General features: G+C 63.0%; 13 protein-coding genes. 7 read left to right on the forward strand and 6 right to left on the reverse strand.

What is annotated here, in order from left to right; all coding sequences use genetic code 11:
- Positions 1-85 precede the first annotated feature (85 nt).
- Together M0D65_RS22630 and M0D65_RS22635 are read right to left on the reverse strand one after the other, a co-directional pair.
- Entirely contained in the window at positions 86-499 is a 414-nt protein-coding gene (locus tag M0D65_RS22630) for a hypothetical protein (protein WP_266254658.1), read from the reverse strand.
- 18 nt (positions 500-517) lie between these two features.
- Positions 518-904: a MerR family transcriptional regulator gene (locus M0D65_RS22635; protein WP_266254863.1), complete on the reverse strand. Its 387-nt coding sequence runs from the start codon at positions 902-904 to the stop codon at positions 518-520.
- Between the two features lie 88 nt (positions 905-992).
- On the opposite strand from M0D65_RS22635, the gene M0D65_RS22640 reads away from it, so the two are divergent.
- From M0D65_RS22640 to M0D65_RS22655, 4 genes are all read left to right on the forward strand, one after another.
- Positions 993-1,901 carry an alpha/beta fold hydrolase gene (locus tag M0D65_RS22640; RefSeq protein ID WP_266254659.1) on the forward strand — a complete coding sequence of 303 codons (909 nt, stop codon included), beginning with the start codon at positions 993-995 and terminating at the stop codon, positions 1,899-1,901.
- Between the two features lie 155 nt (positions 1,902-2,056).
- A complete protein-coding gene (mug, locus tag M0D65_RS22645) occupies positions 2,057-2,587 on the forward strand; it encodes a G/U mismatch-specific DNA glycosylase (RefSeq protein WP_266254660.1) in 531 nt (176 codons plus the stop codon).
- Positions 2,588-2,640: 53 nt separating this feature from the next.
- A complete protein-coding gene (locus M0D65_RS22650) occupies positions 2,641-3,579 on the forward strand; it encodes an aldo/keto reductase (RefSeq protein WP_266254661.1) in 939 nt (312 codons plus the stop codon).
- 37 nt (positions 3,580-3,616) lie between these two features.
- Positions 3,617-4,003 (forward strand): nuclear transport factor 2 family protein, encoded by a 387-nt coding sequence (locus M0D65_RS22655; RefSeq protein ID WP_091019015.1) that lies wholly within the window; start codon positions 3,617-3,619, stop codon positions 4,001-4,003.
- 52 nt (positions 4,004-4,055) lie between these two features.
- Here the strand turns inward: M0D65_RS22655 and M0D65_RS22660 are convergent, their stop codons facing one another.
- Positions 4,056-5,342, reverse strand: coding sequence for an MFS transporter (locus tag M0D65_RS22660; protein WP_266254662.1), 1,287 nt, complete (start codon positions 5,340-5,342; stop codon positions 4,056-4,058).
- Entirely contained in the window at positions 5,339-6,331 is a 993-nt protein-coding gene (locus M0D65_RS22665; protein ID WP_091019011.1) for a PRC-barrel domain-containing protein, read from the reverse strand. Before M0D65_RS22665 ends, M0D65_RS22660 begins: the two co-directional genes overlap by 4 nt.
- 497 nt (positions 6,332-6,828) lie before the next feature.
- On the opposite strand from M0D65_RS22665, the gene M0D65_RS22670 reads away from it, so the two are divergent.
- Together M0D65_RS22670 and M0D65_RS22675 are read left to right on the forward strand one after the other, a co-directional pair.
- Entirely contained in the window at positions 6,829-8,223 is a 1,395-nt protein-coding gene (locus M0D65_RS22670; RefSeq protein WP_266254663.1) for an NCS2 family permease, read from the forward strand.
- A 240-nt stretch (positions 8,224-8,463) separates the two neighbouring features.
- Positions 8,464-10,938, forward strand: a complete 2,475-nt coding sequence (locus M0D65_RS22675; RefSeq protein ID WP_266254664.1) for a penicillin acylase family protein — start codon at positions 8,464-8,466, stop codon at positions 10,936-10,938.
- 14 nt (positions 10,939-10,952) lie between these two features.
- Here M0D65_RS22675 and M0D65_RS22680 read toward each other — a convergent pair whose 3' ends face one another.
- Entirely contained in the window at positions 10,953-11,135 is a 183-nt protein-coding gene (locus tag M0D65_RS22680; protein ID WP_091019005.1) for a hypothetical protein, read from the reverse strand.
- A gap of 97 nt (positions 11,136-11,232) precedes the next feature.
- Positions 11,233-12,147, reverse strand: a complete 915-nt coding sequence (locus M0D65_RS22685) for an NAD-dependent epimerase/dehydratase family protein (protein ID WP_266254665.1) — start codon at positions 12,145-12,147, stop codon at positions 11,233-11,235.
- Positions 12,148-12,550: 403 nt separating this feature from the next.
- Here M0D65_RS22685 and hutH point away from each other — a divergent pair, with 403 nt between their 5' ends.
- Positions 12,551-14,077, forward strand: coding sequence for a histidine ammonia-lyase (gene hutH / locus M0D65_RS22690; protein WP_266254666.1), 1,527 nt, complete (start codon positions 12,551-12,553; stop codon positions 14,075-14,077).
- The last annotated feature ends 57 nt before the right edge of the window (positions 14,078-14,134 follow it).

A 14,134-nucleotide genomic window follows, 5' to 3' on the forward strand; every position in this document is an offset into this window, starting at 1 on the left:
TTTAATCAGCAAAACGATCGGCACTCAGAAAACGAGTTCTGCAGACCTTCCCTAGTCTTCTTTGTCCCATCGCCACCGGACCACGTTACCAATGCCAGCTCCAGTGGCTAAGCCAGGCTACGAGTGCCAGTCCCACGACAATCGCGATGATCGCAACCAGCAGGCGGCGCCACGCGGACAATCCGTTCGCGTCCGGGACGATCTTGAGCGAAACAAGAGCGATGCCGCCGTAGAGAGCGTAGAACGCTACCGCCGCACCCGCGAGAGCCGCAACCACAGTCATAAGCCGCATGGAGTCGATGACATACCAGGGAAACGAGCTGGATTCCCAGGGGTTACCGGCGAGGCTGTAGTTGCTGAAATCCCGGTACACGAGAGCACTAACGATCATCAGCATAAAAATGCTGGCGACGCAGAGCGCGCAGACAATTGCGTAGGCGACGATGACGATCTTTCTGCCTGCGACGAACCAGGAAGGTAAGGGGTGGGTGTTCTCCATGACACTCCTTCGCGCAAATTAGTCTAGAGGCGGAACCGCTCCATCAGCCAGCGTCTTCAGCAGGCGCGCACGACGGCGTTCGAGATCCGCAATCTGACGCTCGATCGAGGCCAGTCGTTTGCGTTGAGCCGCGGAGGTTTCAGGGCATGCACCCGCGCCTTCGATCATACGCATGCAGTCGGGAAACGAGCGGATATCGGCCAGGCTGAAACCCGTCGCGATCATGCGCTGAATCTGCCTGACCTGCGTGACGGCTGCCACTGGAAACGCCCGGTAGCCATTGGTTGCGCGAACAGAGGTTAGCAGGGCGTGTTCATCGTAATGACGGATCGAGCGCACGCTTGCGCCGGTCTCTCGCGCAAGTTCGCCGATGGATAGCAGTCTCTGTTCGATGGATTGGATCATGCGAAAAAGCATAGCACTTATCGCTTGACCCTCACATCAGTGTCAGGCTCCAGACTGTGAGCGTCTTAACGTTCCAGGAATACAACTCATGCTCTACAAAACTCTTCGTCACGCGCTTGCGGCGTTCGCAGCGACGGTTGCCACGCTCGCAGTATCATCCGCGGCAATCGCGGATACAAAAAACTACACGGTCACCGCGCCTGACGGCGTCACGCTGGCCGTCCAGGAATCGGGAAACCCACATGGGCCTGCTGTCGTATTGATTCACGGATTGCTCGGCAGTCGACTGAACTGGGATGCACAGGTCAACAGTGCCGAGCTGCAGCGATATCGCATCATTACCTACGATCTGCGTGGCCACGGTTTATCCGGCAAACCAGTTGGGGCCGAAGCGTATCGCAACGGACGGCATTGGGCCGATGACCTCGCCACCGTCATTGCGTCGTCGCATGCGAATCGACCTGTGCTGGTCGGGTGGTCGTTGGGCGGCGCCGTCATATCGAACTATCTGGCCGCATTCGGCGACAACCAGATTGCCGGGGCGGTGTATGTCGACGGTGTCATCGAACTGAAAGCGGACCAGATTGTGGCGCATCCGCAGGTCTATCGCGACATGACTTCGGCCGATCTGAAAACCCACCTCGATGGCGAGCGCACGTTCCTGAGCCTGTGCTTCCACACGCAGCCCGACAGCTCCACCACCGAACGTCTGCTTGCAAACGCGGCGATGGCATCGTGGGACATGCAAAGCGCCGTTCAGTCGATGACGGTCCCTGCTGCCGAGGGCTTAAGCGCGATCAAGGTGCCCGTGCTGTTGCTGTATGGCGAGCAAGATGCGCTTGTGAACACGCGCGGCGCAATCGCCCGGGCGAAAGCACTCGATCCGCACATTCAAACGAAGCTGTACGCAAATTCAGGTCATGCGCCTTTCATGGAAGAGGCAGATCGTTTCAATCACGATCTGGCGGCTTTCATCGATAGCGTTGCGACGCACTGAGTCGATATCCGGGAGTCAATCGACGATCTCGCTGTTACACCGACGCAAAAGACAATTGCCGGCCGGCATGTCCATGGTGTGGGGTCACTGCGGTAAGCTGGGTCATCGCTCGTCAACACCGGTTGACGGGCCTCCTTTCAAGGACAGCTTCACCCATGAACGCCGTCGATTCCCTGCCATCTCTCGTCGACATCCTCGAGCCTGGCCTTTCGCTCGTGTTTTGTGGAATCAACCCGGGTATCCGTGCGGCATCGACGGGCCATCACTTTGCAGGCAGAAGCAACCGGTTCTGGCGAGTCGTGCATCTTGCCGGCTTTACGCCCGAACAGATTCGTCCCGAAGACGATCGCACGTTGCTTCAGTACGGCTACGGCCTCACGGCAGTGGTACCGCGGGCGACTGCAAGCGCGGCCGAACTGTCACGCCCGGAGATCGAACTGGCTGGAGATGACTTCCGACGCAAGATCGAGCAGTACGCACCCCGACATATTGCGTTTCTGGGAAAGATGGCGCTCTCGGCGATCTCCGGTACACGCGATATCGAGTGGGGGCTGCAGGCAAAATCATTCGGCGGCGCGCGCACGTGGGTCTTGCCGAATCCAAGTGGATTGAACCGGGCGTTCGACCTCGATGCACTGGTCGTCGCCTATCGGGAAGTGCGCATCGCATTGACGTCCGGCTCTTAAACGTGAGCGCCGGTCTTTCTTCGCAGGACATGAAGTAGTACGGAGGTGTCACCATGATTGAGTCGACCGATTTCCGCAGCAAAACCCTGGCGCTGAATCACGGAGACGGCCGTATGCCCGCGCTCGGATTCGGCACGCTGATTCCCGATGCCGCTACCACGATCAGCGCGACCAGAGATGCACTGCGCGCCGGCTATCGACACTTCGACGCCGCCGAGCGCTATCGCAACGAGCGCGAAGTCGGCGAGGCACTGCGCACAGAGCGCGCTGCGGGAGGGATCGCACGCGAAGACCTCTTCATCACCACCAAACTGTGGAATACCAATCATCGGCCCGAGCGTGTCCGGCCGGCCTTCGAGGCAAGTCTTGACAGACTCGGCATCGACTACCTCGATCTGTATCTGATCCACACGCCGTTCGCGTTTCAACCGGGGGAAGAGCAGGACCCCCGCGATGAAAGCGGCGCGGTCATCTACGACGAAGGAGTAACCTTGCTCGATACATGGAGAGCGATGGAAGCGCTCGTCGATCAGGGGAAATGTCGGGCCATCGGTCTATCCGATATCGGTCTCGACAGATTGCGCCCGCTCTATGAAGCGGCACGGATCAAGCCGTCGGCCGTGCAGATCGAAGCGCATCCGTATCTTCCGGAAACGGAACTGCTGGAATTCTGCAAGGAGCACGGAATCGTGTTTCTGGCCTTCGCGCCATTGGGTCACGGAATCCGGCCGGGACCGCTCGAAGATCCGGTCATTGTGCGGATCGCCGCGCAAACCGGTATAACGCCTGCGCAGGTGCTGCTGGCGTGGGCGGTTCAGCGCGGTGGTGCGTTACTCACCACACCGAAAACCGAGGCCCGTGCGCGCGAGAATTTCGCTGTCTCGGCGCTTCCCGCCGATGCATTCGACGAGATCAACCGGATCGAGACAAGGCAGCGGTTCAACGAAGTCGTCAAGACGGGTAGCCCGGGGTTTATTCCGCGGCGCACGTAACCGATCAACGCAACAGACGGGTATCCGGAGGCACATCATGCAGGAAGCACAAATACGCGAAATCCTGAATGCGCACTGGCAGGCATCGGCGGCTGGCGATCTGGAAGCGGAGCACGATATCTACGCCGACGATTCGATCTGCGACTATCCTCAATCGCGTGAGCGGATTCTCGGGCGAGCCAATTTACAGGCGCTGCGCGGACATCATCCGGGCAAGCCGTCGGGGTTCGAGGTCACGCGGATTCAGGGCGAAGGCAATCTCTGGGTTTCGCAATACTCGATCAACTACCAGGGGCGAGCCGCCTACACGATCAGCGTTATGGAGTTCCGCGACGACGGCAAGGTCGTGCACGAGACGCAGTATTTTACGGACCCGTTCGAGGCACCGGCGTGGCGCAGCCAGTGGGTTCAGAAGATGCCGTGACGCTTGTCGTCATCGGCATCTTCATCGGCATCCTGGGTCGTTGAGGCAAGAGCTAGTCCGCCGATCCCGCAGCAGCAGGTGCGTCGCCCGTTGCGCCGGCTGCCGCTTCTTCGGCACGGTGCGCATCGCGCGTCTCGGGCATCGCGAGCCAGACGAGCAGCACCGCGAGCGCCCCGGCCGTCGCGAGCCCGAAGAAGCTGGTGGCATTGCCGAAGTGATCCGCGACGAAGCCCGCGGCCGCTGTACTGAGCGTTGCACCGATGCCCGCCGCGAGGCCGAACAAGCCGATACACAGGTTGTAGCGTCCCTTGCCGCCGGCGACGTCGGCCGCGATCAGCGGCAGCATCACACCGAACACCGCCGCGCTTATCCCGTCGAGCATCTGCACCGGCACCAGCAGAAAAGGGCTGCTTACACCCGCAAACAACAGCGCACGCACCGGCAGCGCGGAGAAGCCGATCAGCAGGATCGGCCGGCGCCCCCAGCGCTGCGCAGTGCGTCCGACCCATGGCGAGAGCATCGCGACGATCGCCTGCGGCACGATGATGCACGCGGCAATCACGAGCTGCACGTTGTCGCCCATGCCGGCGGTCACTTCGCCGGCCGCGAGATTCAGCATCGCCGCATTCGACAGATGGAACAGCACGATACAGGCCGCGAAGGTCAGCATGCGGCGATCGCGCAGCAGCTCGAGCAAGGTCTCGCGCTCGCCCAGCGCGTCTGCTTTTGCGCTGGCTTTGTTCGGCTTGACGGCCTTCGCGGGCGAGCTGGTGTACTCGGACTGGATCATCGCGAGTGCGACGAGTGCGGGCAGCGCCAGCCCGGCGGTTAGCCAGAACACCGCGCGCGCCGAGAAGTATTCGCCGAACAGACCCATCAGGCCCGCCGCGACCGCACTGCCTATCGATGCCCAGCGTGCATTGCGCCCAAGCCGGTCGCCGAGATCCTGTCGCCCGACCAGCGCGAACGAGATCGCCGCCATTGCCGGCACGAGCATGCAGCTCGCGAAGCCGTGAAAGACTTCAGCGGCAATCACCGGCAACACCGTTGGACTCGACGCGAGCAAGACCGCGCTCAAGATAATCGCGACGATTGCCCAGGCAGCGGCGCCTTTCTTGTTCTTCAGCGCATCGACCGCGGCTCCGCCAGGCACCTGGCTGACCATTGCGCTGATCGTACCCACCGACAGCACCATGCCGATCTCACCCTGCGTCCACTTATGCGAGGCGAGATACGACGCGATGAACGGCCCGAAGCCCGTTTGCACGTTGGCCACGAAAAAGTTGAGCCAGTCGAGCGCACGCAGGCTGCGGGTATTGACCATGAGCGGGTTCGTCATCTCGACGCCCGGGCCGGCGAGGCCGCAGCAGGTGGAGCAGTTGGGGGAGCCGCGCTAGCGGGCGCAGCCGCGACCGGCACCACAGGAGAAACCGCCTGGATTGGCTTGTCCGACGCGTAGGGTGGCGACGCCTTGATCTGCGCGTCGTTGAGATCGAGCAGGGCGTGCAGCAGTTTATCTTTGGTGACGAAGCGCAGCGCCGACCAGTTCGCCGCGATCGTGCGACGGTCCGGACTCACCATGCCGCTGACGTCGAGCACGACGGCCTGCGGTTGCGCGCTACCGTCGATCAGCACGTCGACCACGCGACCCACGGCGGCGCCATTCGGTCGTTCGACGGTCGTGTCGAGCAGCGGCAGTTGCGTTGCCGTTACCGGCACGCCTGCACCGGCGCGCTTCGGGCGATCGGCGAGCGGCAGCTTGCCGACCGGCACATCGAGTGTGATCGGCGAGCCGTGGCCGCCCGGCGTGAAGCGGAACACGCTCCACGGAAAGCTCACCTTGCGGTCGCCGATACCGAGAAAGCCCTGCAGATTCACGATCATCTCGTTGGGCTTGCCGCCCGCGTCGGCAACCAGGTCGACCGCGCGGCCGATCACCTTGCCGTCGCGTCGCTGCACTTCGCTGTCGAGCAGCGCATGCGTCTGGCTGCGATCGATCAGGCGTGTCGTGATGATCGGCGCAGGCGGGGGCGCAACCGGCGCGGACGCGACAACGGGCGGCGGCGGTTCGGGCTTGTGCGGCTTGACGGTCGGGTGCTTCGGTTTATGCGGCTGGTCGTGTCCGGTCGTTTCGGGCTCTTCGGGTTCGGGCTCGGATGCCGCGACCGGTTCGCTGGCGGGTTCCACCGTGCTGACGAGCGCATCGGTGACCGGCGCGGGCTGCTGCCCGTGGAACAGCGCACAACCTGACAGCACAAGCGCGGCGAGCGCACCGGGTAGCAGGGGAGTTGGCAGACGCAAAGCTGGACGTGGCAAACCGCCGCTCATCAATGAGTACTCCATGGGCCGCGCGGCGCACCTGTGGCGCCGCGGCATTGATCGATAGATAGGGCGCAGTTTAACCTGCGGCGGCGCATCGCCTCGTTCAGCGCAGCGATGCGTTGGCGTTAGCGCACGACGCGAGGTAAGATCGGCGCCGTTCGCTTGCGTTCAAAACCGCTGTACGTGCAGGCCCGAAGAACGACACGCGGTCATGCGTTACAGCGACCCGGCAGCGATCTCGCCGCCGTCCGGCCGTAGGTGTAAACACGCGGCACCTGCCCGCATACTCCCGTCCCTCCCGCGATATACGCCCGCTGACATGCCGGGCATGCCGTCCCTGCGATGGGAGGCCCGCTTGTGTTCGCCTACCCTTCGGGACAGCAAAAAAGAACGCTGCAGCGGCGCGCTGCAAGCCGAACCCGCAGCACATAAACCCAAGAGACGAACCCTGACGACGGCTGCACACCAGCCGTTTCAGCATGCTGATAAAGGAGGCATTCGCCATGATGGAACCCCACGCACACCCGCACGCCGATGTCGAAACCCGGACGTTCGATCCGGCGTTCGGCAAACAAGGTCTGCTCGACCGCTACTTCGAAATCAGCGCACGCGGTAGCACGCAACGCCAGGAATTCATCGCCGGAGTGACGACGTTTCTCGCGATGGTGTATTCGGTGTTCGTCGTCCCTGGCATGTTCGGCAAGGCGGGCTTCGATACGAGTGCGGTGTTCGTCGCCGTGTGTCTGACCACCGCGTTCGGCTCGCTGCTGATGGGCATCTGGGCGCGTCTGCCGATCGCGATCGGTTGCGCGATTTCGCTCACGGCGTTCACCGCGTTCGGTCTCGTGCTCGGCAAGGGGTTGCATCCGACGGTCGCGCTTGGCGCTGTGTTTCTGATGGGCGTGGTGTTCACGACGATCTCGGTGACCGGCGTGCGCGCGTGGATTCTGCGCAATCTGCCGGCCGGCATCGCGCACGGCACCGGTATCGGCATCGGCCTCTTTCTGCTGCTGATCGCCGCCAACGACGTCGGTCTCGTGATGAAAAACCCGGGGCCGGGGCTGCCCGTTTCGCTTGGCCATATCACGTCGTTGCCGGTGCTGATGTCGGTGGCGGGGCTGGCGGCGATTGTCGGTCTGGTGCGCCGGCGTGTGCCGGGCTCGATCCTGATCGTGATCGTTGCGATCTCCGCACTGGGGTTGCTGCTCGACCCTGCGGTGACGTACCACGGTGTTTTCGCGTTGCCGTCGCTGAGTGCGCCCGGTCACGCGTCGCTGATCGGCGCGATGGATATCAAGGGTGCGCTGTCGCTCGCCGTGCTGCCAAGCGTGCTCGCCCTCGTGATGACCGCCGTTTTCGATGCGACCGGCACGATCCGCGCGGTCGCGGGGCAGGCCGGTCAGCTCGATGCGAATGGACGCATCATCAACGGCGGCCGCGCGCTGACCGCCGATTCGCTCAGCTCGATCTTCTCCGGTTTTCTCGGCGGTGCACCGGCTGCTGCGTATATCGAATCGACGGTCGGCGTTGCCGCCGGCGCTAAAACGGGAATGGCGGCAGCGGTTGTCGGGTTGCTGTTCCTCGTCGTAATGTTCTTCTCGCCGCTCGCCGGACTGGTGCCGTCGTATGCGACCGCACCCGCGCTGATGTACGTCGGGCTGCTGATGCTGTCGAGTGTCAGCAAGCTCGACATGGACGATATGGTCGACGCGATGTCGGGGCTCGTGTGTGCGGTGTTTATCGTGCTGACCGCAAATATCGTGACGGGCATCATGCTCGGCTTCTGCACGCTGGTGATCGGGCGTATTGTCAGCGGCGAGTATCGCAAGCTGAACGTCGGCACGGTGGTGATTGCGGTGGTGCTGGCGGCGTTTTACCTGGGTGGTTGGGCGATCTGAGCATCGCAGCGTAGCGTTGTAGCTCGGTGCATGCGGCCCGCCATCGACGGGCCGCGTTTTATCACACTGCCTGTTAACACCTGGTCGATCCGCTTTCGCGCGTGCCTTTTTCACGCAGAGGCAGCGCCCGAAGCCGACTCGCACTACACTGGCACGCATCGTCCGCGAACGGGATGCGTGTGCTAGTACCTCCGACGGTCCGCGGCTCAAGACAACATTCGTTGATCAGGAGACGCCTGCATGACCCGAACACCATTCGCCTTGCGGTATGCCGCAACGTCTGTCGTGCTGGCCGCGATAAGTGCATTGAGCGCCGGTCTGCCGACCCTCGTCGCCGCGCGCGAGATCCCGCAACAGGTGTTGCACGTACCGGGTCTCGCACAACCGGCCGACATCCTGATCGATCACTGGGGCGTCCCGCACATCTATGCAAAAACGGAAAGCGACGCGTTTTTCGTGCAGGGTTTCAACGCCGCGCGCGATCGCCTGTTCCAGATCGACTTGTGGCGGCGGCGCGGGCTCGGCACGCTGTCCGAAGTATTCGGTCCGAGCTACGTCGAGCAGGATCGCGCCTCGCGGCTCTTCCTGTATCGCGGCGACATGCAGACCGAGTGGCAGCGCTACAGTCCCGACGCGCAACAGATCGCGACGCGTTTCGTCGCCGGTATCAATGCGTATATCGACTGGTTGAAACTGCACCCGGAGCAGATGCCGTACGAGTTTCGCAAGCTCGATTACCAGCCTGCGAAGTGGGCGCCCGAGGACGTCGTGCGGATTCGCAGCCACGGCTTGACGCGCAATCTGACTAGCGAGGTGGCGCGCGCGAATGTAGCGTGCAAAGCAGGACTAGCGGCCGACGAACTGCGCGTCGGCTTGCAACCGCCGTGGCAGACCCAGGTGCCCGATGGTCTCGATCCGTGTCTGCCGAAAGACGTGCTGAAGGTCTTCGATCTGGCAACACGCAACGCGGTGCTTACACCGGCCGCGCTCTCGCATGCGAGCGACGGTACGGCAGCTCACGCGAACACACTCGCTCTCGCCAGCAACGATGCCGCTGACGACCGCATCGAAGACCCCGACGAAACCAGCGAAGGCAGTAACAACTGGGTCGTCGCACCAGCCAAATCGGCAACCGGTCGCGCGATCATGGCCAACGATCCACACCGTGCATATTCAGCGCCGAGCCTGCGTTATATCGCGCAGATCAGCACGCCGACGCTCAATATCATCGGTGCGGGCGAGCCGTCGCTGCCGGCGGTGTCGATCGGCCACAACGGCACGATCGCCTTCGGCCTGACGATCTTCAATATCGATCAGGAAGACCTGTATGTGTACCAGCTCAATCCGGACAACCCCGGCGAGTATCGCTATGGCGACGGCTGGGAACCGTTCCGCGTGATCCACGAAACGATCGACGTGCGCGGCGGCGCGCCGGTGCCGGTCGATCTCACGTTCACGCGTCATGGCCCGGTGATCGATGTCGACGGCGAGCATCATCGTGCGTTCGCCGTGCGCTCCGCGTGGCTCGAACCCGGGATGTCGCCGTACTTCGGCTCGGTGGGCTACATGCGGGCCCGCACGTTCGCGCAGTTCCAGCACTCGATGCTGAACTGGGGCGCGCCGACCGAAAACCAGGTCTATGCGGACGTGCACGGCAATATCGGCTGGGTGCCGGGCGGTCTCGCGCCGAAGCGGCCCAACTGGGACGGGCTGATGCCGGTACCCGGCGATGGCCGCTACGAATGGGCGGGCTTCTGGCGCGGCGACCAGCTGCCGTCGATCTATAACCCGAAGCAGGGCTACTTCACGTCGTCGAACCAGATGAACCTGCCCGACGACTATCCATATCGCGAGCGCAAGCTCGGCTTCGAATGGACCAACGGTTCGCGGCACGAGCGCATCGACGAAGTGCTCAAGGGATTGCCGAAAGTCTCGCTGGAAGACTCGGAGCGCCTGCAGAACGATCTCGTGTCGATCCCGGCGCAGCGTCTCGTTGCGTTGCTCGCACCGCTGTCGAGCGACGACCCGGACACGCATGCGGCGCTCGTGTTGCTCAAAGGCTGGAATGGCGAGGTGCGCGCCGATTCGGCGCAGGCCGCGCTCGAAGAGGTGTGGTTTAGCCGGCATCTCGGCAAGGCGTTCAAGGCGGCGCTGCTGTCGCAGACGGCCGCGGCCACATTCGGCGCGCCCGATCCGGCGGTGATGCTCGACACGCTCGAACATCCGGAGCAGCGCTTCGGCACCGATGCCGCAGGGAAACGCGATGCCGTGCTGCTAAAGAGTCTCGGAGAAGCGTGGGCCGAGGTGCGTTCGCTGGAAGGCGCCGACGCGACGCAACGGCAATGGGGCAAGCTGCAAACCAATCTGAACGCGCACCCGTTCGCGGCGATCGTCGACGACGCGATGCGCGCGAAACTGAATGTCGGTCCGCTAGCGAGGGGCGGCGATCCGTTTACGCCGAATCAGTCGACGTATCGCGTCAACGATTTCGTCCAGACCAATGGTCCGTCGTTTCGCGTGGTTGTCGATGTGGGTAACTGGGACAATTCGCGCGCGGTGAATCTGCCGGGGCAGTCGGGCGACCCCGACAGTCCGCACTATCGCGATCTCGCACCGCTGTGGTTGAAGGGGGCGTATTTCCCGCTGCTGTATTCGCGTAAGGCCGTTGAGGCCGCGACCGAAACGAAACTGCATCTGGTGCCGGCGGCGCAATGAAGGCCGCTAGCGCATCACAACGACATATCGAATGCGGGCCGCAGAAACAGCTCGATGCCCATGACGATCAACCCAAGGGCCGCTGCGGATAACGTTAGCGTGCCGTACTCGTCGTGACGCAGGTCGTGCAGACACGCCACGACGAAAAGTATCGCGAGCAGGTTGGTGAGCCAGTCGAAATTCAGCGCAAGCGTCATGAGGGAAATCGCAGCTCGTCGATAGAATCGCACCCAGAATTGCGGGCGATTCTATCGACATGAGCTTACGGATTCGCAACACCTACGCTTACATCGCTTACGCTTTGCGCACCATGTCGTGACGGATCCAGTCGAGCACCGACGTATGCTTCGGCTGCCAGCCGAGCAGGGTCCGCGCGCGTTCGCCGCGCACCCGGCTGTTCGAGCCGAGTCCGTACGACGCCATCTCGTAGCCCCATTCCTTTTGAGCTTCTTCGAGCGGCCAGTCTTGCGGCTTGCCGAGACCAAGCACGTCGGCGATCGCAGTCGTCATGTCGCGGAACGACGCTTCGCTGCTTTCGATGAAATAGAACGTACCGGCCGGCGTTTTTTCGAGCGCGAGGCGATACACGTCGACGACATCGTCGATATGCACGTTCGACCAGACGTTGCCGCCACTGCCCACATGCCGTACCACGCCGCTCTTCTGCGCCTGGCTGATCAGGCGCGGCAACTGCACGCTCGCGCTGCCGGGCACCGCACCGTGACCGTAGATCAGCGTATTGCACAGCACCGCCGAGCGCACACCGCGCTTCGCGGCATCGAGCACGAGCCGGTCGATCGCGACGCGGGCAGCTTTGTCCGCGGTCGGTTCGGGCAACGCGTCTTCGCGGTACACCGGCGCCGCCCCGTTGGCGCCTGCTTCGCCACCCGATGCATCGCCGACGATGCTCGAGCCGCTCGTGTGCAGGAACGGTTTGCCGGAACCGGCAACGCCTTCTATCAGCGCCTCGACCGCGCCGCGGTGGTCGCTGCTTGCCGCGTTGATGACAGCGTCGGCGGCTTGCGCCTGATCGATCAGCAGGGCGCGGTCGTCGAGCGTGCCGACCACAGTCGCGATGCCGAGGCGTTGCAGTTCGGCGGCCTGTTCGGGCTTACGCACGAGACCGGTCACGCGATGACCCGCGCGGACCAGCCCGACCGCGATCGAGCCGCCGATAAAGCCGTTGGCGCCAGTGATGAAAATGTTCAAGACGTTCTCCAGTGGGTTCGCTTCGTGAAGCAGTGAGGCGAGTATGCGGCGCGGTACCGCATACAAAAAGGGCACCTGCCTCAAATCACTTTTGATCTGAACGCATGAATCAACCGGCTATTCAAGCAGGCGGCGTGGCGCCGTCGCGCGGAAGGTTTTTTTGTCCGCTTGCGTGGTTAAATTTTGAACGTGTATATACAAGCTGTGGCGTGGTGCACCGTAGCCGGCTGAGGCGGCATACCGCCGGCCTGGCCCCGGAGTGCTGTGGCGCAGCAACAAAAATAACGCGGTCAGCCATGACTGGCCTAGTGGAAACCCCTGATGCGCGGTGCGTCGAAAGGACTTGTATATACAAGCTGGCGACGCTAGACTTTCGGAAATTGTATAGACAGGATCGACTCTCATGATGAAGCTCACCCCCGGTCAACTGACACTGCCCCAACTGCGCAAGATTGCCCGCGAGTCCGTCTCGCTCCAGCTCGATCCGGCAAGCCACGCCGCGATCGACGCATGCGCGCAGGCCGTCGCGGACATCGCCGCGAAAGGCGAACCCGCCTACGGCATCAATACCGGTTTCGGACGTCTTGCCAGCACACATATTCCGCGCGACCAGCTTGAGCTGTTGCAGCGCAATCTGGTGCTGTCGCATGCGGTTGGCGTTGGCGAACCGATGTCGCGGCCGGTGGTGCGTCTGTTGATCGCACTGAAGCTGTCGAGCCTCGGTCGCGGCCATTCGGGCATCCGCCGTGAAGTGATGGAAGCGCTGATCACGCTGTTCAACGCCGACATCCTGCCGGTCATCCCGGTGAAGGGTTCGGTTGGCGCATCGGGCGATCTCGCGCCGCTCGCGCATATGTCGGCGGCGTTGCTCGGGGTCGGTGAAGTGTTTGCCAAGGGCGAGCGTATGTCCGCTGTCGAAGGGCTGCGACTCGCCGGTCTGAAGCCGCTGACGCTGCAAGCGAAAGAAGGCCTCGCGCTGCTGAACGGCACGCAGGCTTCCACGGCACTTGCGCTGTACAACATGTTCGCGATCGAAGACCTGTTCCGCACCGGTCTCGTTGCAGGCGCGCTGTCGGTTGATGCGGCGGCCGGTTCGGTGACGCCTTTCGACGCGCGCATTCATGCGTTGCGTGGCCACGCTGGCCAGATCGACGCGGCGGCCGCGTACCGCGAACTGCTCGACGGCTCGGGGATCAATCTGTCGCACGCCGACTGCGACAAGGTGCAGGACCCGTACTCGCTGCGCTGCCAGCCGCAGGTGATGGGTGCCTGTCTCGACCAGATGCGCCATTCGGCCGACGTGCTGCTGATCGAAGCGAACGCCGTCTCGGACAACCCGCTGATTTTCCCGGACACCGGCGAAGTATTGTCGGGCGGTAACTTCCACGCGGAGCCGGTCGCGTTCGCCGCCGACAATCTCGCACTGGCTGCCGCCGAAATCGGCGCGCTGGCCGAACGCCGCATCGCGCTCTTGATCGACACGACGCTGTCGGGCCTGCCGCCGTTTCTCGTCAGGGATGGCGGCGTGAACTCCGGCTTCATGATTGCGCACGTCACCGCGGCCGCGCTCGCGTCCGAGAACAAGACGCTTGCGCATCCGGCTTCGGTCGATTCGCTGCCTACATCCGCGAACCAGGAAGATCACGTGTCGATGGCGACGTTTGCTGCACGCAAGCTTGGCGATATCGCCGAGAACACCGCGAACATCCTGTCGATCGAACTGCTGGCTGCCGCTCAAGGCGTCGATCTGCGCGCGCCGCACCAGACGAGCCCGAACCTGCAACGCGTGATGCAGACCGTGCGCAACGAAGTCGCGCACTACGAAATCGATCATTATTTCGCGCCGGACATCGCGGCCGTGACGAAGCTCGTGCAAACCGGCACGATCGCCGCGCACAGCCCGTTCGCATTCGCCTCCGAAGCGAAGTGAAGTGATTACCGCGCATTGACCGTACCGAACGACTGACGTAGCTCACTGAGCAACCCG

Origin of the sequence: Paraburkholderia sp. CHISQ3 (assembly GCF_030464945.1) — a bacterium.
Lineage (GTDB): Bacteria > Pseudomonadota > Gammaproteobacteria > Burkholderiales > Burkholderiaceae > Paraburkholderia > Paraburkholderia megapolitana.